The sequence below is a fragment of the Winogradskyella pacifica genome (genome assembly GCF_013403915.1).
GTDB classification, from domain to species: domain Bacteria; phylum Bacteroidota; class Bacteroidia; order Flavobacteriales; family Flavobacteriaceae; genus Winogradskyella; species Winogradskyella pacifica.
The window spans coordinates 150963-171103 of sequence record NZ_JABFDI010000001.1; the positions used below are offsets into that span (position 1 = coordinate 150963).

Annotated in this window: 15 protein-coding genes; 13 read left to right on the forward strand and 2 right to left on the reverse strand. The window is 32.1% G+C overall.

Translation table 11 applies throughout. From position 1 onward, the window contains the following. Nucleotides 1–17 precede the first annotated feature (17 nt). The 4 genes from HM984_RS00620 to HM984_RS00635 are packed head-to-tail and all read left to right on the forward strand — an operon-like array spanning nt 18 to nt 5710. Complete coding sequence (locus HM984_RS00620; protein WP_179347706.1) at nt 18–1739, forward strand: SusE domain-containing protein; 1722 nt, start codon at nt 18–20, stop codon at nt 1737–1739. 14 nt (nt 1740–1753) lie between these two features. After that, nucleotides 1754–3193: a glycoside hydrolase family 30 protein gene (locus HM984_RS00625; protein WP_179347707.1), complete on the forward strand. Its 1440-nt coding sequence runs from the start codon at nt 1754–1756 to the stop codon at nt 3191–3193. A gap of 15 nt (nt 3194–3208) precedes the next feature. Continuing rightward, a complete protein-coding gene (locus HM984_RS00630) occupies nt 3209–4696 on the forward strand; it encodes a glycoside hydrolase family 30 protein (RefSeq protein ID WP_179347708.1) in 1488 nt (495 codons plus the stop codon). Between the two features lie 18 nt (nt 4697–4714). Continuing rightward, nucleotides 4715–5710, forward strand: a complete 996-nt coding sequence (locus HM984_RS00635; protein ID WP_179347709.1) for a T9SS type A sorting domain-containing protein — start codon at nt 4715–4717, stop codon at nt 5708–5710. A gap of 643 nt (nt 5711–6353) precedes the next feature. Here the strand turns inward: HM984_RS00635 and HM984_RS00640 are convergent. Beyond that, on the reverse strand, nt 6354–6791 hold the full coding sequence (locus HM984_RS00640) for a TlpA family protein disulfide reductase (RefSeq protein WP_179347710.1): 438 nt from the start codon (nt 6789–6791) through the stop codon (nt 6354–6356). A 457-nt stretch (nt 6792–7248) separates the two neighbouring features. Here HM984_RS00640 and HM984_RS00645 point away from each other — a divergent pair, with 457 nt between their 5' ends. The 3 genes from HM984_RS00645 to HM984_RS00655 all read left to right on the forward strand — a co-directional run bounded on the left by HM984_RS00645 (nt 7249) and on the right by HM984_RS00655 (nt 14248). After that, complete coding sequence (locus HM984_RS00645; protein WP_179347711.1) at nt 7249–11985, forward strand: phosphoribosyltransferase; 4737 nt, start codon at nt 7249–7251, stop codon at nt 11983–11985. Further along, the gene (locus HM984_RS00650; RefSeq protein ID WP_179347712.1) at nt 11972–13363 is read left to right on the forward strand and encodes a 5'-methylthioadenosine/S-adenosylhomocysteine nucleosidase family protein; all 1392 of its coding nucleotides are present in this window, start codon (nt 11972–11974) and stop codon (nt 13361–13363) included. Before HM984_RS00645 ends, HM984_RS00650 begins: the two co-directional genes overlap by 14 nt. Nucleotides 13364–13648: 285 nt before the next feature. Further along, the gene (locus tag HM984_RS00655; RefSeq protein ID WP_179347713.1) at nt 13649–14248 is read left to right on the forward strand and encodes a DUF6642 family protein; all 600 of its coding nucleotides are present in this window, start codon (nt 13649–13651) and stop codon (nt 14246–14248) included. Between the two features lie 249 nt (nt 14249–14497). Here HM984_RS00655 and HM984_RS00660 read toward each other — a convergent pair whose 3' ends face one another. Further along, nucleotides 14498–14884, reverse strand: a complete 387-nt coding sequence (locus HM984_RS00660) for a DUF302 domain-containing protein (protein ID WP_115808836.1) — start codon at nt 14882–14884, stop codon at nt 14498–14500. A 213-nt stretch (nt 14885–15097) separates the two neighbouring features. Between HM984_RS00660 and HM984_RS00665 the strand changes: the two genes are divergently transcribed. The 6 genes from HM984_RS00665 (at nt 15098) to HM984_RS00690 (ending at nt 19717) form a co-directional block, all read left to right on the forward strand. Continuing rightward, the gene (locus HM984_RS00665) at nt 15098–15973 is read left to right on the forward strand and encodes an AraC family transcriptional regulator (protein WP_115808835.1); all 876 of its coding nucleotides are present in this window, start codon (nt 15098–15100) and stop codon (nt 15971–15973) included. Nucleotides 15974–16078: 105 nt separating this feature from the next. After that, the gene (locus HM984_RS00670) at nt 16079–17035 is read left to right on the forward strand and encodes an MBL fold metallo-hydrolase (protein WP_179347714.1); all 957 of its coding nucleotides are present in this window, start codon (nt 16079–16081) and stop codon (nt 17033–17035) included. A gap of 78 nt (nt 17036–17113) precedes the next feature. After that, complete coding sequence (locus HM984_RS00675) at nt 17114–17557, forward strand: MoaF-related domain-containing protein (RefSeq protein ID WP_115808833.1); 444 nt, start codon at nt 17114–17116, stop codon at nt 17555–17557. A gap of 188 nt (nt 17558–17745) precedes the next feature. Further along, complete coding sequence (locus tag HM984_RS00680; RefSeq protein WP_179347715.1) at nt 17746–18375, forward strand: O-methyltransferase; 630 nt, start codon at nt 17746–17748, stop codon at nt 18373–18375. Between the two features lie 37 nt (nt 18376–18412). Further along, nucleotides 18413–18961 carry a ferric reductase gene (locus HM984_RS00685; protein WP_257018428.1) on the forward strand — a complete coding sequence of 183 codons (549 nt, stop codon included), beginning with the start codon at nt 18413–18415 and terminating at the stop codon, nt 18959–18961. A 6-nt stretch (nt 18962–18967) separates the two neighbouring features. Continuing rightward, a complete protein-coding gene (locus tag HM984_RS00690; RefSeq protein WP_115808830.1) occupies nt 18968–19717 on the forward strand; it encodes a hypothetical protein in 750 nt (249 codons plus the stop codon). The last annotated feature ends 424 nt before the right edge of the window (nt 19718–20141 follow it).

Genomic DNA, 20141 nt, shown 5'->3' on the forward strand with positions numbered 1-20141 from the left:
ATTTAGAAACTATGAAAATGAAAAGACTATTGTTAAAAACAGGCATCCTCATATTCGCGTTTGCGTTTACAGCGTGCGAAAAGGAAGACAACTTACAACCAGAAGGGCAGTGGGACCTAAGTGAAGCAGTCATATTAGCTCCTACAGCAGACCAAACGATTATCTTAGATGAAGATACACCCAATGAAACTATAACCTTTAATTGGGACCCAGCAGAATCCTCTGCAGGCTATGCCGTAACTTATGAAGTACTCATAAAACCTTCTAATGCAACTGATTTTTCAGCACCGATATTTGCTTCAGAATCGTATAATAACGGTACAGCAACAGCATTATCTGTAAGTTATGCAGATATGGATGAGGCATTGGCCTTTGCAGGCTTCCTTGCGAACCAAGAAGCAGAGATCACATTTGCAATTAAAGCAATAAGTTTAAGTAAAACGAGTATGGCAACCTCAGAATTAAAGGTGACGCGTTTTGAAACAGAAGCCTTGCCACAAACATTATACATCTCTGGTACTGCAACAGAAAACAGTAACGATTTATCTCAAGCCATAGCCTTAAAAAGACTAACAGATAGCAACGGTGCTTTATCTAATAATTATGAGGTCTATACCAGTTTAGTGGCTGGTGAAACCTATATGTTTTATAGTGAGCGCTCACTACCTGCGTTGCAGTTTGGTGGTAGCGACGGTAGCATAGAGCCTTTTGGAGACGCCATTGTTGCAGAAAACTCTGGCGTCTACAGAATAACTGTGAATTTAGATAACAACACATACCAGTTACTTCAAATTGACTTTTGGAGTATGGTAGGCACCCCAATCAATGGGGGTTGGGGCGGAGACGAACCTCTAGATTACAAAGGAAATGGAATTTGGCAAGCGTCTATCAATCTCATAGAAACAGGCGGATTTGTCTTCAGAGCGAATGGCGATTGGGGGTATTTATTAAAGCGCGTTGTAGGCACACCAAATTCTTTAGTCTTAGAAAGCGATGCGGGCAATCAAGGAGTAACTGTTGAAGACATTCCAAACAATCAAACCGGACTCTATATCGTAACCTTAGATTTATCGGCTGAAAATTACAATTACGCTTTTGAAATGGATGATACCGTCGTAGCACCGATTGAAACTCCAGCGCAATTATTCCTGTTCGAGAATGGGACAATGATCCAAGAGTTAGCATTAAACGGCGATGTATTTAGTACCGATAGATTTATTCCTATGCAAGCCAGTAATAGCTATACTTTAAATAGCGCATCTGATGGGAGTGGAATAGCTTATTCAGTTAACGGCCTATTGGGTGATAGTCTTATACCTGATGGTGATTTGGTATCAGATGCTCTAACCTTAGTTGAAAACAACAATACCTTTACATTGGTATCCGATAGAGCCATACGTTTTAGTATAAACTTTAGCACGCCAGAACTCACCTGGAGCTATTACAACTTTAAATTATTCCATTGGCAGAATTGGGATGATAGAGTAGAATTACCAATGACATACAGTCATCCAAACACCTTTACCATAACCGCAGATCTTATAGCGGGCTCAGAAAGTAAATTTATCAGTCCTTGGGATTTTGATATGGGAAGCGACAGTCCTACAGAGTCAACAGGTAACCTAATCAACGGAGGAGGATCAAACTTAGTAAACATCAATAGTGATGGATCTTATACCGTAACCATAATTCTAGAGGACGATTACCAATCTGGGACTTACGAATTTGCGCAACAATAAAAAACATCGAACTCATGAATTTTAAAAATAGACATACATTGAAATTTTATTTAACACTTGCCGTAATAATAGCGCTTCAAGCCTGTGACAAAGAAGACACAAAAACATATGCACCACCTGTAGTGGGTGAAGTTAATGTTGACTTTTACCTCACCACACCAGATGAAGCTAATCTTTTAACTCCAACAACTAGCGGTATATTCCCATTAGCGACAAACACTAATTTTACAATTAATGTTTCAGAAAACACAAGCTATCAAGAAATGGATGGTTTTGGATATACATTAACTGGTGGTAGTGCCACGTTAATGAATAGCATGTCATCATCTTCAAGAGCAGATCTATTACAAGAGCTTTTCGGGTCAGGCGACACAAGTATTGGACTCAGTTATTTAAGAATCAGTATTGGGGCATCCGATTTAGATGCGACAACCTTTAGCTATAATGATTTACCAAACGGACAAACCGATGTCAATCTAGATAACTTCTCCATAAATCCTGATATGGCGAATCTGATTCCTGTATTACAAGAAATCCTAGAGATTAACCCTAACATCAAAATACTGGGTTCTCCTTGGTCAGCACCAACTTGGATGAAGTCGAATAACTCCACTATCGGAGGAGAGTTATTACCACAGTATTACGATACCTATGCCATTTATTTTGTAAAGTATATCGAAGCAATGGCAGCACAAGGCATCATTATCGATGCCATCACCATACAAAATGAGCCAGAAAATCCATATAACAACCCAAGTATGGTAATGAGTGCAGAGCAACAAAAAACATTTATCCGCGACCATTTAGGGCCTACTTTTCAAACAGAGAATATAGCAACAAAGATTATTCTTTTCGATCATAATTTAGATCATCCAGAATACCCTATTTCAATATTAAATGATGCCACAGCAAAAAATTATATAGATGGTTCTGCTTTTCACTTGTATGCAGGGCAAATTGATAATATGTCGCTAGTGCATAATGCACATCCAGACAAAAATGTGTATTTCACAGAACAATGGATTCAAGCACCAGGAAATTATGAAGCAGATCTAAAATGGCATGTTAGAGAACTATTGGTCGGAGCACCAAGAAATTGGAGCAAAAACGTATTGCAATGGAATTTAGCCGCAGACCCAAACAACAATCCACACACCGATGGTGGCTGTACGGAATGTTTAGGTGCTATTACAATTGATGGCAATTCAGTACAAAGAAATGTAGGCTACTACATTATGGGCCATGCCTCAAAATTTGTACCTGCAGGCGCTGTAAGAATTGAATCTAATACCGCCTCTGAGTTCCCTAATGTAGCCTATAAAACACCAGATGGTAAAATCGTTGTCATCGTTTTAAACAACTCCGATGTCCAAAATGCTCTAAATATTAACGCCGCAGATAACCCTATAACCGTAACCATGCCAGCAGGTGCCGTAGCCACGTTTGTTTGGTAATTAAAAAATTAAGAAATGATTAAAAAGTGTTTATATACCCTAGTCCTCGTCGCAACGTTCACAGCGTGTAAACAGAAAGAAAAGAATACCGAAGTTACAACGGATGCTGTTGAGACTAAGACCAAAGTAAAAACAAAGGTCTTAGGTAAAACTGTTGAGGTGTACACCACAGCTGAGGGAACAGACAAAAGACTCTCGTCAGAAGCCCCAAAAACCTTTACTGAGGCACAGCAACCTTTAGAAACGGAAGTCGCTATTTTTGTGAATCCTGAAAAACAATTTCAAGAGTTTTTAGGCATCGGTGGCGCTATTACAGATGCTTCTGCAGAGGTGTTTTCTCAACTGAGCAATGATAAGCAAGAGGAATTTTTAAAGGCGTATTTCTCAGAGGAAGGAATTAACTATAACATCATTAGAACCAGCATTCACAGTAGTGATTTTGGCTTAGGTAGTCATACCTATATCGAAGAAGGGGATAAGGAACTAAAAACCTTTACAATTGAAAAGGATAGAGAAAAGCGCATCCCTTTAATTAAACGTGCGCAAGCACTTATTAAAGACGATTTGGTATTCTACGCGAGCCCTTGGAGCCCACCAGCTTTCATGAAAACCAATAATCACATGCTACAAGGTGGTAAATTATTACCAGAATATTACCAAACTTGGGCGGACTATTTTGTAAAATTTATTGAGGCTTATGAAGCGGAAGGCATACCGGTTTGGGGTGTCACTATCCAAAACGAACCAATGGCCGTACAGCGCTGGGAATCTTGCATTTACACTGCCGAAGAAGAACGCGATTTTCTAAAGAATAACTTAGGCCCAACATTCGAAAAGAATGGAATGGCAGATAAGAACATTGTGGTTTGGGATCATAACAGAGATCTTATTTCACATAGAGCCAATACCATTTTCGAAGACGAAGAGGCTATGAAATACGCATGGGGAATTGGATTCCATTGGTATGAAACCTGGACAGGTGGCGAGCCTAAATACGATAACTTAAAAAATATTAAAGAATCGTTTCCAGACATGAATTTATTATTCACAGAAGGCTGTCAAGAAAAATTCGATCCTACACAATACCAACGTTGGTCTAACGCAGAGCGTTACGGCAATTCTATGATTAATGATTTTAATAGTGGCACAGTGGGTTGGACCGACTGGAACATCCTATTAAATGAAAAAGGTGGACCTAACCATGTGCAAAACTTTTGCTTTGCGCCGATTCATGCAGACACGCAAAACAATGAACTAATTTATACACCGACCTATTATTATATCGGTCACTTTTCAAAATTCATCAAGCCAAAAGCAAAGCGTATAAGTACAACGACCAGCAGAAGTACTATAGAAAGTACCACCTTTCAAAATCCAGACGGACAAATCGTTACAGTCGTAATGAATAAAACCGACGAGCCTATTGATTATAAAGTAATGGTTGGGGATTCTGAAATCAGAAACAACATCTTGCCCCATGCAATGCAAACACTAATTTATTAATTAAAACACGTTTCTATTATGAAGAAAAATGACATTATGAAACTAATGATGCTACTTATGCTAGTAGCGTTTCAAGCAAATGCTCAAGTAGATGTCACGCTTAAAGTAGACATGTCCGCAGAGACCGTCAGTGCAGATGGCGTTCATGTGGTGGGTACTATTAATGGGTGGTCTACAGATGCTACAATGTTAACGCAAGAAGGAGCTACAGGTATTTATTCGGTAACCGTACAATTAAACGAAGGTTGGCATCGGTATAAGTTCTTAAATGGAAATGCTTGGGGCACCGAAGAAGCGGCAAGTTACCCTTGTGCTCCTTCAAACGGAGATCGCTTTTTGTATGTCAATGATTCGGGTATGCCGCTTACTTTAGAAACAGTACCGTTTAATGGATGTAACCCTTCTGGTACAGGGTTCGAAGTCACCTTTAATGTCGATATGGCAAGCGAAGGCACCATTCCTTCAGGCAATGTCCATATGGCAGGTTGGTTTACGGATTGGAATCCAGAAGTCTTAAACTTCCCAAATGCTAACGGAGATATCCATAGCGGTACCTTACGTTTTCCAACACCAGCAAACTATCCCATAGAATTTGAATATAAATATTTAAGTGCTGCAGGTTGGGGTAATGAGGAAACACCAGGACCAGAGGCTTCATGCCCTTCAGTAACAGGTGTCAACAGATTAATTACTGTTAATACATCTGGCGAAAACATATACGATGTATTCAATGCCTGCACCTATGCCTTAAGCATAGAAGACGTTATGGCGAATACCTTCACAACGACGTATAACAAAGCAACACGACAAGTGAAGATGTCTAGTATAGCATCACAAGCTGAGGTAGCAACGCTAAGCGTTTACGACCTTAATGGCAAATCGGTACAAACTAATAATAGCTTAAATACATTAAATGAGATCACTGTTAATTTTCAAAACCAAGCTAACGGTATCTATTTTATAAGAATAGAATCTGGAGCCAAACAATGGATGAAGAAAATTATAGTATACTAAAGTCAAAACACAAGTAACGTAGTCTAAAGCGTTCTGTATAAGCAATTATACAGAACGCTTTTATGTAAACAACTACCGATTACAATAGCAAATCAAAAAATCTCTACGTCAGTTCGAGTGTCCCCACCTTTTAGTCGGGATGTATCGAGAACCCTCTAAAAAACATATTACAAACTATAATACGATACATAATCATTGTAGCCTATACAAATCCAATCATCATAAGAAAAAACAGGGTTTAAATGCTTAGCCTGGCCTCATATTATTTTAGCTAAAACGATAGGTAAGTGCAGTGTCCATGGTTTAGGGGTATACAAATATATTTTGTTAAGTGTCCAAATTTCTAATAGAACAACAGTGCAATCTTATAAGTCCAAATGTTTCCTAAAGCATAGCGGAATGAGCCGTAATCGTTTCCAAAATCATATGCTGCCTTGATTTTTTTGTTTAGCTCACGCGTTAATATTGTTTTAAGTGTTCGTGAATCTTCGATGTCTTTTTTTATCAAGAAAAAAAGACATAATAAAAAAGATATAGAAGCTATCACTCAAACTCCTAATGTCAATTCGAGTGTCCCGACCTTTTAGTCGGGATGTATCAAGAACCTTCTAAAAAGCAGATCATAAACTATACAGTACATAATCTATTTTTCCACAAGACTTTCTAAAGCATAAAACAAACGGTTTTTAGCATTTCCTTGAGAACCAAAAATAGAACGAAACAGCACACCATCTTCAGAAATTAAAACCCATTGTGGTGTCCCTTCAGATTGAAATTGATCAAATACATAACGATTCTTATCTATATAAATAGGAAACGGAATATCACCACTAGTAAAAATACTTTTGATATTAGCTTTGGTGCCTATTCTACCCGGAAAATCAGCATGGATACCTACAACTTGTATAATAGGATAGGTCTGTTGAAACTCATAAGCCAAGGGAATAGCGCGACCTGTGCAACCTAAACAATCATTATTATAAATGATCATCAAGAGAATCTTGTGTTTATAGACTTGCATCAAATCTACAGGAACACCATCTAAGTCTACAGCGTTTATGGAGGTAATAGGGTTGGTCATGGTACAAAGTATAAGGGAATAGTGAAGATAATCGTTTTCTAAAGACCGACAAACATTACATACTAATGACGTCATTTTTCTGAAAGATGTTATGATAAACCTTTCAACTACACATGTAAAGTTACTCTGATTATTTAGATATTTCAACTTATTAACCCTCTACGTCAGTTTGAGTGTCCCGACTTTTTTGTCGTGATGTATTGAACTAATTAAATAGTATTTATTACAAAAACACCAGCTTAAGTAAAATGCGCCTTATATTTAGTACGTTGGAGAAATGTGATTTATGTATTTCAAAAAATACGCAATAGTTCCTTAAAATATTTTAATTTTAAACAAAAACAAATGACTTAGATTTATGAATTTATAATTCTATATATAATTAATATCTACGATCAAATCACAATTACTTCAAGCATCATATATAATTATGTCCCTGAAGGAAAAATATCATTAAATGAATATAAAGTTTTCAAAAAAATTTTCAGACAAACATTTAGATGAAATTATAAACAGAGTTTACAATAATTTTAAAATTGATAAAGATGATAAGTATATTTTTGATTTAACAGAAACTGAATATATTGCCAATCAAGAATTATTAGTTTTATCTTCACTATTCTCAATATTCGTTAATAACGATATAGAATTTGAAGTTTTACTTTTTAAAAAGGGAGTCTCAACAAATGACATTCCTACAAGAGTAAGAAAACAAATAATTGAACTTTGGACGGTTTGGGAAATATGGCAAATTATCCCAAATAAAGACTATATCAAATATTTTGGTTTAGATGGTAAGTCAATAGAAATACTGCAAAGAGAAGACAACTATTATCCATTAAAAGCTGAACTCTATGGTAGATACGGAATAACTCCATTTATAACCTTAGATTTTATTAATAATTATGATGCAAATGAAATTCAACTAAGGATTGAGAGAGTTTTTAAGCTATCTGATGCCATTGAAGAAATTTTAAAAGATAATAACTGTATCCATCCATTTACCAGTAATTCGTTGAGTTCTATAATATCAGAAGAATTATACTTAAATTTTCTTGATCATTCATTACAATCCGCTTTTAAAGACTTTTCCCCATTCTCTGCTCTCAGTATTTCTTTTAAGAAAAAGTATAGGGATCAATTAAAATACCAGAACAAGAACAATTTTGAAACGGAACAAATACCTGAAACCAAATCATTTTTCTACAACTCTGAAACTAAAGAATTTCACAATAGAGGTTATATTGAATTTTCTTTTCTTGATTTTGGCTCTGGAATACCTGAAACACTTAGATCAAAATCTCTGAAATCAACAGATACAGATAATGATATATTAAAATTTGCATTTCAACACAATTCATCTAGACATCCAATTACAATTATAGATGATAAGCCTGAAGAATACATACCAAGAGGTTTGTTTGATGCACTTACTATTGTTCGCAGATATAAAGGTCTTTTGATAGCACGAAGTAATTCTGGGAAAATACTATATGATTTTAGTAAAACTGATAATATAGAAAAGGCATATAAAACTTTTGGAAACACTGAACTGTTTTTTCCTGGAACTTTAATTAGTTTATATATTCCTGCCATTGAAAACAAAGATTCAATTAATGAATCAAGTATAAAGCCTGAGACTTCTTTTGAATATATAAAACCAAAAAATAAAATATATGTAAACCTTAATGAAGTATTAAAGGATATCCCACAAGATAAAAAAAATCTATATAGCCTTTCTTTACAAGCGTTAAGAAAAGCAATTTTATTTGATCATGGAGAGTCAACAGTTGTATACTTAAGTTTTCTTGGATGTAAAATTGAAGATAGAGTAGCAAGAAAAATTTTAGTTTATTTAATAACTGATTATGAGATAAATATAAAAACTAATGTTGTAATAATACATGGTCCAAAAGTAGAAGTAGTTAATAGTGTTTCGGAAATTATTAATTCTTTAAGTTCTGTCTATAAAAATTATAAAATTCATCCTTTACCTATTATAAATTATCAAAACCATCAAGATGAAATTCATATTCAATGGCTAGGTGTATATGACAAACTTGATATTGAAAAATTAAATGAACTATTATTAACAGAGTATTCAATTGCGAAGTCAGACTTTAATGACCCTTCAAATATTGAAGGCCATATTCTATCATTTGATACGTATGGTAACCTACAGTCAAATTTACCTAATGAAGGTGAATTAATTAAAATATTTAAAGAAGAGGAAGATTATATTATTAGTGCTAATTTTCTAAATATTTTGATAGATAATGAAGGGATTGTCAAAGATAACGGAGAAGATTTATATTTATGCAACGGCAATTATTATCAAAAAGAATATATTGAAATAAATAATATTATCAACAGTAGGGAAGAATTAGAAAACTTAACTAATCTATTTTTTAAAAAATTACAAACTAAAATTGACAATATTGATAATGTTCATTTTATAGGTATTACTTCTACCAGTAATAAAATGTTACAATCATTATTAGATTTAAATTTAATTACAAAAGAACAACATTGGAGTTTCGATAATTATGATTTATTTAATAGCAAAGCGAATAGTTTACCTAATAATTCTGGAATAGAATATATCTTAATATGTGATGTAATATCTACAGGTTTCTTAACTAAAAAAATAGAAAATAGACTAACTGAATTTGGAGCTAAACTTAATTATGTTGGTGTTTTAGTTTCTGTTATTGATGTTAGCTTTAGAAACACGGATAATAATTTAGATAATATTTTAAAAAAAACAATTAGTTTATTGGATTACAGAATTGATAAATATGAAGCTGTAGATATTAAAGATGATATAATTAGTAAAAATATTATTAGAATTAATCCATATACAAATATACCAATTAGGTTGAGCTATGAAGAGACTAACTATAATGACTCTATCATATTTCATTCAGAAATTAACTATAATAAGGATTCAAATGAAATTATCTTTGAAAATGAATTTCTTGACACTGTTGAAGAAGAAAATTTAAAAGTTGGATATTATAAATTTAATAATGTAATTCATCCTTACTTTTTTGATACAACACCAATATTAGAAAACTTGAAAGTTGATCTTATTAAAAGCATATTTGATAAGATTAATAAGTCTAATCTTAAGTCAGATAAAGTTCAAGTGTTTTATCCAAGAGACTCGGGAATTAAATCAGATATTTTTTTTACTAATATTAAGTCAGGTTTAGGTAATGATAATATAGAAGTTATTGAGATAGATAGGATAAACACCAATGAAGGATGGAGATTTCCACATAATTCAAAACATCTTTCATCAAAGGTCGATGATAAATTATGTTTAATAATTGATGACGGTTCTTCTACAGGCGATTCATTAATTCAAATGATTGATGAAATTTCTTTCTATAATGCTAAGGAGATAATCTTATTATGTTTCATCGGAAGAGTTAATGACCATAAAAGAGAATTTTTCTCAAGATTAACTTCTATTAATGTTCAAAAAAACACTTCAGTTGATTTATCTATATATTTTGCTACACATTGGCATATTCCAACATATTATTTAGACAGTAATCCTATTAGTAAAGAAACGAATTGGTTAAAGGAACTAATCAGTATTTCGAATACACCTAACAACGTTAAGAGAATTGCAAAAAAGATTCTTGAAGAAATAGAACCAAAGGATGACAACTTTAAGGACTACAAATACCTTCCTAAAATAAAAGGTACTAATCTAATCCCTAAGAAGGAATTAATTAAACGGCGTGAAGAAATTGGAAAAGTAATAGGGTATAGGTTGTATAAAGAAAGTTTCACCTATTTTGATTCATTTATCAAAAAGTATAGTCAAGATGAAAGAAATACTGAAGTCAATAGATATAAAGAGATTGAATTAATATGCGGTTGTATTGTTTATGAACCATATCTTTATGATAAACTGGCCAAAATACTTCCAGATGTAACTAATTTGATAGAACAATTTGTTAAATACTTAGTTTATTCATATGACAATTATGAAATACATAAAGCATACGATTGGGATAAGAAAGATGTTATACATTTATTTTTTGTAGTTTTTAAAGAGGATAAACTTTTTACTGAATTAACAAATGAAAAATTCATTAAACTGATTAAGTTTACTCAGCCGAAAGAATCATCACTAGACTACATTTTGTATAAATTAACTAGATATTTACCTTTAAAGAAAGTAGATTTAAATACTACAAAATTTGATTTAGAATTAACAAAAATGATAACTAAATTAATTGATGCAAAGATTCCGCATTACGATATTTTAAAACAATACTTTAACTTCATATCTACCTTGCCATCAAGAGATGATTTTGGGTCACAATTAATTAATTTATTAGCTCATTACAAAAAACAACAAGAACTAGATTTGCATTCTAAAAAAGAACAATTTGGTCACTATGTTAGTAAGTTTAGCAGTAAAATAGGAAAATTAATTGCCACTATAAATAAAAAAGAAAAGCTTTTAAATGACGATATAAAAGAACTTAAAAAGCAATGGATGCATATTACGGAGTTTATAACACCTATTTTAAATTTCACAAGCTCATTTCCTGATATCCTGACACCTTATCCTTATTTTGAACTTTATAAAAAAATTGAGGAAGGAAGCTCTTCAGTTAGAAGTAGAATCGGATTTATAAATGATTATATATATATTATAAATACCTGTTTTACAGAAACTGAAACATTAGAAATAATGGATTTAAATATTAAAAAAATACAAGAAGAAGTTGATGAAGAATCAATACTCTATAAATTAATATCAAATAGTACTACAAATTTAAAAGAATTTATAGAAGATTTAATAACTGGTTTAAAAAACGAAAAATTAAAAGTCCAACACAATGAACTATTAACTATTCTTGATGTAGAATGTTCGATTCCTTCAAATTATACAAAAGAACTGATTATCGAAGAAATAATCAAGAATATGGTTAATCATAGTATTTCAGAAAATGAGATTATGTTTACAATGAAAAAAGAGTCTGACACTCTTAGTATAACTATAAAAAATGATATTAAACCTAAAGATTTCTCAAATAGTACGAGAGAGGGTATTAGATGCCTTAAAAATCTATCTGAAAGTAATATTTATGGGTTCTCTTATGAAAATCAAATAAGTAAAAATCAGTTTACACAAACACTTAAATTCACAATAAATGGATACAAATAATATTAATATAATTGTTTTTGATGAAGATGATAACTTTAAAAAATCTAAAGAACTTCTTGGAGATGAAGGATACACTATTAAAAGGTTTTTTTGTATTCAAAAAGTAGATCAACTAGATCACATCATAGAAAACCAATTGAAAAGTGATGATTATATTTTTTTAGTTGTTCACGTGTTTGGAAAAACTGATAATCTAAAAGGAATTTCAAAGTTTAAAGGGTCTGGAATAATAGAAAAATATCCAAATTTAGAATACATGTTTATATCTGAAGGAAATAAACAAGATGATATAAAAAAGTTAATGATTGACAATAAGCATAATGAATTCTTATTAAAAAATGTTTTTAAATATCATGAAGTAAGAGACGAATTAAAAACTGATAGAGCTAAAGCTATAACAATAAAAGACTTGTTGAATTCGAATAACAAAGTAGAAATGGAAGGTGAAACAAAACTAAATAGTAGTAATAATCAAAAATATCCACAAATTAAATATGCCGTAATAACCGCATTGTTTGACGATGAATTTGAAGAGTTGAAAAAGGTATTCAATTTTCCAGAAGATAAAGAAATTCACACTAAAAAGAAAGTTTTTTATCGAGGTTATCTAAAAGAAAACCCTGAAATTGAAATAATTGCTGCAATACCAAATGCCACAGGGATGTTAGATACATCAATAATTGCAACTCAACTTCTTGAATTTTTTAATCCTGAATATTTACTAATGTCAGGTGTTTGCGGAGGCTCTGAAGACACCGATTTTGGTGACATTATACTAGCAAAACAAATTTTCACATTTCAAAAAGGGAAAATTTCTGATGTTAAGACAGAAAATAGCGAAGGAAAAGTTGTTGATATTACTTTATATGATTTTGATAAAAATGTAATTGATTATAATAAATTATTTGATCAAAACGGAAATCTAATAAGTGTCAGTATAGAAAAATTTGAAAGAGAACATGATTCAATTATTTCTTTAGATAGTTTGTTTGAGGACAAATTAAATCCTAAGTTGGACATTGTAAAACAAAATATTAATAAAAACATTAAAGAAACATCATTTATTGATAATAAATCCATTAATATAATTATAGGTCCAATGGCATGTAGTACTATGGTTATAAATAAAAATGGCTTCTTTGAAGATACCATAAAAGGCATTCATAGAAAAACGGTAGCAGTAGAAATGGAGAGTTATGGAGTGGCCAGAGCTTGTCAATTTGCAAATAACGGCAAAACAATACCTATAATATTTAAATCTGTAATGGACAAAACGGTTAATAAAGAAGATACCGTAGATGGTATTAATTATAAAAAATTTGCAGCCTATACAAGTGCTCAATTTATGAAAGAATTATTTTTAAATAAAATTATATAAATTTAGATAGAAATATTATATGTGATTTTCAAATCCTTGATTCTTTTTATAACTTTAAAAACATAACCAACACCAAATCAAATGAATAAATAAATAAAATAAAACAACAAACCATCCTCTTGAGCATCAAAACCAACAAATCTCACCCTTTAAAAAGTTTATGGTTAGAGTTGGTACTATAGGCTATCATCAAATCACCTCATAAAACTTTATATTAAACCACTAAAAAGATTAAAAGCATTCTATTAATTTTGTGCTTTATAAACGTCGCATAAATTTAGAAGCTTGCTAGAAAAAAGACAACAATTACCCCAAGAACAGATCACAGAAACAGATTACTTTATTTATTGCTTAGAAGGAGTAGATGATGTAGACGCCAACACGGTAACCGAAGCACAAAAAAACTTAGAGCAATTGGCCCTAAACTATGGCATAGCAAGCATCTATAAAACCTGCGACACTATTGAAGGCCTAGAAGATAGCTTAAACGCACTGGTATTAGATGATCATAACTTTAAGGATTATGAAATCATCTATTTGGTGATTAAGGGCGAAGCCAATAACATTTGTTTAAATGACTATTACTATAGTTTACAAGAAATTGCAGAACTTTTTGAAGGCCAGTTAAACGGAAAGATTTTACATTTTTCAAATGCCAAAATTCTGGATCTAGACGAAGAAGAAGCACAATACTTTTTAGATATCACTGGGGCAAAAGCGATTTCCGGCTATGGTCATCCATACAATGGCATAGCAAGCACAAAACTTGATGAAGCTTTCTTTAATCTATTTAAAGAAGATGATGATATGTTTGCTGTGGTAGAAGAGTTGCACCAAAGACATTATAACGTCTGCAAAGTATTGGATTTCAGATTGTATTATTAAACACAGTGCTTTACAAAGAATCACCAACTAACAACTAACAACCGCCAACTAAAAACCTCTCTTTATTCTAGATTCTTGTATCTTGGCTCTATATTCTATACTCTTGGCTCTTGGCTCTTGATTCTAAAAACCTTCCCACTGAACACTGAACACTTCACACTGAACACCGAACACTGACCACTTCCAACTTCACACTTTACATTGAACACTTTACACCGAACACTGAACACCGAACACTTCAAACTTCCCTCAAAGCCCCTCAATCACAGCCTTTAACTTCATAGTAATCTCCTCAGCAATCCCTTTTAAAGCGTCATTTTCCACCGCTTGCATAGAAGCCATAGGATTAACAGCAGCCACTTCAATATCACCAGAATCTAATTCCTGCACAATAACATTACAAGGCAACATGGTCCCAATTTTATTTTCCGCTAATAAAGCTTTATGAGCATAAGGCGGATTACAAGCCCCTAGTATTTTGTAATTATTAAAATTAACATCCAGCTTCTTTTTAAGCGTGTCTTTAATGTCTATTTCCGTTAACACGCCAAACTGTTCTGTTTTAAGTGCAGCGATAACTTTTTCTACGGTATCGTTAAAATTACCTTTTAAAATTTTACTAAAATAATAGTTCATAATACGTTGTTTTTAAGGTCAATAATAAACACAAATCACATACCATAAGGTACAAAAAATCAACCTAAAACACGAAATAGTAATGGTTAAATAATTAATAATTGTGGTTGGGCAATGGCACTCCTATTATCAAACAAATTCAAAAAGCATAAACAACATTGTACATACGATTCAAATGAAATCATCTATTTGTTAATTTCATACATTTGCAGTATGTCACACGATTTACCTAAAATAGCCTATAAATCAAACATTGAATTAGATATTGAAGTAATGACTTTTGCAGAAACTTACAACAAGTTAAGCAAGTCTTCGCACGATCCCTTTTCTTCACATAGAATCTTATTTCATCTTATTCTAATTGTAACCAAAAACTCGTATTCTCATGTTGTCGATTTTAAATCTTATACGCTAGTTGAAGGAAGTTCTATTTTTATTGCTAAAAATCAGATACATCATTTTACCAAAGAATTAAAAAATGCGGATGGCTATTGTATTGTTTTCAATAGTGCTTTTGTAGACAAATCGCATTACTTGTTAAGCAACCTCAATCTAAATCGGTTATTTAATTACCATATTGAAGCACCAGTGATCCATCAAAAAGAAATGGACAATGATAACCTTATTAATATAGCCAATGATTTACGTAATGAATACACGTTTTCTAATGATTTTGGAAAATCAGAGATCTTAAGTAATCTACTACATGTTTTACTTCTCAAAGCAGAGAGAGCTAAAGAAAATCAGTCTGTTAAAAATATCAATTTACAGTGGTTAGAAAAATTTACAGCATTTAAAGATATGCTAGAAATAGATTACCCAAAAACTAGAAGTTCAAGAGATTATGCTTCAAATTTATTTATTTCATATAAGTTTTTAAATGATATTGTAAAAACCTTAACGGGCAAAACTGTAAAAGCTTTTATTGATGATTTTGTAATTATTGAAATTAAACGCTATTTGGTAACAACGTCACTATCTGTTAAAGAAATAAGTTATAAAACAGGATTTGAAGAGCCTGCTAATATGGTGCGGTTTTTTAGAAAAAATACAACATTTACACCACTCAAATTTAGAGAACAAAAATAACACTCGGTTATACTATTACCATTTTTATCATCATTTTGATAATCTTAATACTGAAGCATTACTACACCTTTGCAGTATTAATAATTAACATAAAAAATAAAAATGATGAAGTATTTTAAATTAAAATTTATAGCCATTGTTATGTTGGCTTTCGCAGTGTTCTCTTGTAGTAATGATGATGATTCAAATGCACAACAAGTTATTGATTTTGGAACTGCTCCTTCAAGTACCATTATAACTACGGGTTCTGTAAACGTAATTACAGAAAACACTGTAAGATACCACACTATCAATTTTGATACGGCACCTTACACAGTAACCATTGTAGAGACAGAAAACAATGTTGTTTTGGTAGATTTAGGACCTGCACCTTTTTTCGCAAACGAACTAGAAGCTTATGTAGATGTTATTAATAAGCCAGGTGCAGTTATTATAACCCATAATCATGGAGATCATTATGGTGGTGCTACAAATTTCACAGATTTAGATGTTTATGCAGAAAGCACCGTTGCTGCACAGTTAAACAGTACAACCGATTTTACTAGTATCTATCCCAACAGTGTAATTGGAGTGACTGGTGCTCAAGAAATAGGAGGTTTAACATTTGTTTTTGACAAAGTATCTAACGCCGAAACAGGAGAAAACGGTTATATCTATAATGAAGAACATAAAGTTGTGTTTGCAGGAGATCTTATTTATAACTTATCGCATCCGTATTTAAGAGAATACACACCAAATAATGGAGATGATGAGATTGATAATTGGATCGCTGGTCTAAATGTATTAAAAGCAAACTTTGCGAATTACAATCATCTTTTTGTAGGTCATAATGGTTCTCGCTCTGATGTAAGCACTGTAATCGATGAAAATATTGATTATTTACAAAATGCGCAAGGCATTATAAAAGGTACTCAAACCATTACTGGTGGTGGTACAGCTACAACACAGCAAGAAGTTATAGATGAACTAGAAGTGTTATATCCAACCTATTTAGACGGTGGACTATATTTATCATTACCAGACGCCTTTTTCCCAGGAGATCCAGGAGCAGATTGGTTCTAAAAAACTTTGTTCTACGATTTGTTTAAAAGACGAATGGAAAAATATGAACATAAGATTTAACTTTTAAAAACAATAGAAATGAAACTGAAACTAATCACTTTTTTTAGCCTTGTAACATTTTGCTTAGGTTTTTCACAAACCAAAACAACCGAGACCAACAAATTTCAATTTGGAGAAGCTGAACACCTTTTAGATGGATATGCATTGAACTTCCAATATCAAGATGGCAAAGCCATACACATGGAATTTCACAATGGTAAAGCAAAATATGAATGGATTGCTGGTCCGGCTAAAGGACGCGGAAACGAAGATATTCCATATCGTTCCACTAAAATGGATGATAATCTTTATCTAATCAATTGGCATGAAACAGGCATCAAAGATTATTTAACCATTGTCTTCGATTTTGATAAAATGATAGTACACAGTTCTATTATTATTGGTTACGAAAACAAACCTGAAAGACCATTAAAAACCGTGTTTAAGAGCGGAATTATTGATCATTTAAAAATAGCTGAATAGTTTATGATTATGCAATCCGTTTAGATTTGAAAAATAGACGAATAGTAGAACATTGGGATGTGATTACACCAATGTAACCAGAGTCTGAACGGAAAAATACAAACAGAAAATTTTGAATAAATAGTGATTAATAGCATGAAGGAATATCAATATTATTTTGATGTTCCTTCTTTTATAGAATAGAAAATATGATAACCTCACAACAAAAACAAATACACACTACCATAAGCGAACTCTTTGAAGACTCAAAATACGATAAGCTAAAAATAATGAAAAGTGCAGCAAAAAGTGTTTTCAGAGCCATGCAGCCTTTAGATTTTAAAAATGCATATCTGTCTATTTCAAAAGAACAAGGAGAAGATTTAGTAAAACTAATTACAGACAATAAACTCAAAAATAGTGTTGAATTTGGAACCTCTTTCGGTATTTCAACACTGTTTTTAGCGCAAGGTGTCATTGAAACTGGTGGACATATAATTACTACAGAATTAATTGAATCAAAAGCCCAAAAAGCAATAGAAAACTTTGAAAGGGCAGGAGTGAGTGAGCTTATTGAAGTAAGAGTAGGAGACACTATGGAAACCTTAAAAAATCATGATAAACCAATAGATTTATTGTTACTAGATGGTTGGAAAGATTTATACTTACCATTATTTCAAATGCTTGAACCTAATTTTCATTCTCACACAATAATTTATGTAGACAATGCAGATATGAAGGAAACAAAAACATTTTTAGAAACCATTGGTGAAAATAGTACCTATCAATTACAACCAAAATTTAATGGTAAGGTTGTGTTAATTACAATTAAAAAATAATATTAAGATGAAATATATCAAAAAGAATTATGGCTGGATGATTATTACTATACTGGCGATACTACCTATGATTCCATTATTGAACATGGTATTAGAAGGAGGTAAAGAAAATTTAGATATGTTATACCATATTTCAGGAGAGTTTGCCATTCGATGGATGACAGCTGTACTAACATGCACACCGTTCTTTATTCTCTTTGGCATCAATAATCTTTTTGTAAGACAAGCAATGGGTATTGCAACTGCTGTTTGGAGTTTTTTGCACTTCATTATTTTTATTGTAGCAGAAGGATTTATGGAAACATTTACACAAGTCAACTATATTGCAGGATTTATAGCCGTTTTAATCTTAATTCCTTTATTTTTCACTTCCAATAGAAAATCCATGAAACGTCTTAAAGTCAAATGGAAGAAATTACAAAGCTTTGCTTATGCAGCTATATTTTTAAGCTTGTTGCATGTCGCTATATTAGAAAAAACGTGGCTCATTTATGCTATAATTGTTGGAGTTGGTTTTATCATAAGGTTACCTATAATTAAAGATCAATTTATATCTCGTCGTCAAAATAGAAAAAGCACTAATTAAATAATTATGAAATTTATAGAACTCATTCAAAATCAAGACTATAACAGTATCCTTTCACATCTCACTGAAGATGTAGAATTCAATTTACAAACCGTTGGTGAAGCAAAAGGGAAAACGTCGGGTATTGCATTATTAAAAAAGCAAGCTGAATATTTAAAAGAAGAAATAAAGGACGTAAAGGTTTTTAGGAAGTTTGAAGATGAAAAACATCTCGTAATTGAGTATGATATCCTATTAAATAATACGTTCGATTTACCTTTAGTGGTTATCCTTGTTAAAGCTGGAAATAAATACAGCGCATTACGAACTTACCATTCAGTTTATCCGATTACAGAAGGCCATGTATTTAGGGCATCACTATTTACAGAACTTATTGAGTTAACAGAACCTACAGAAGTCGTTAACTATTTTGAAGGCATCACCATAGGTTCAACCGAAGACACTATGAAAACGCTTTCTTTTGAAGATAATGTTTATTTTAGAGAACCTGCAGGATGGCGCTGGAATCATAAAACCGAAAAAGGTTTAAAAGAACATTTCAATCATTTCTTTGCGGATGGAGGTGTACCGCTAAAGTTTCATAACTATATTCTAGATAAAGATCAAGGCACTTTTGCAGGCGAATACACTTGTGATGTTTGGGGAAGCGCAACTTTTAAACCACAAGCTGGTATATCCATTTACGACATTAACAAAGAAACAGGAAAAATAACAGGTATTCGTGTTTATGATAATGTGGATCCTAGTTATACTTAAGTTATAACATAATACCAACAACGAATCTAAAATAGAATAACTAATGCAATCGATCATGGCACGGCTCACAAATAGACACTAACCATTTTATAGGTTCTTTACCAATATTTTTCTTGGCATAACGCTTATGATGCACTTGCGTAGCATAGGCACCACAACGCACACAACTCCAATTATCTCTTTTTAAAACGACATAGCGTTTATGTTTCCAAGCATCCGATTTTAAATAAACATTTCTGTAGTAAAGTTGGCGTCTAGATAATATTTTAGAGGATATATATCTATAGACAACACCTATTATAATAACACAAACAACGAGTAGTATGAGTCGGTAAGTCTCAACATTAAGATTAAATAGTTACTCCATGATTATGGTCTTAGATCTATAAATCTAACAATTAGCAAGTTAACAGGCAATTTTCTA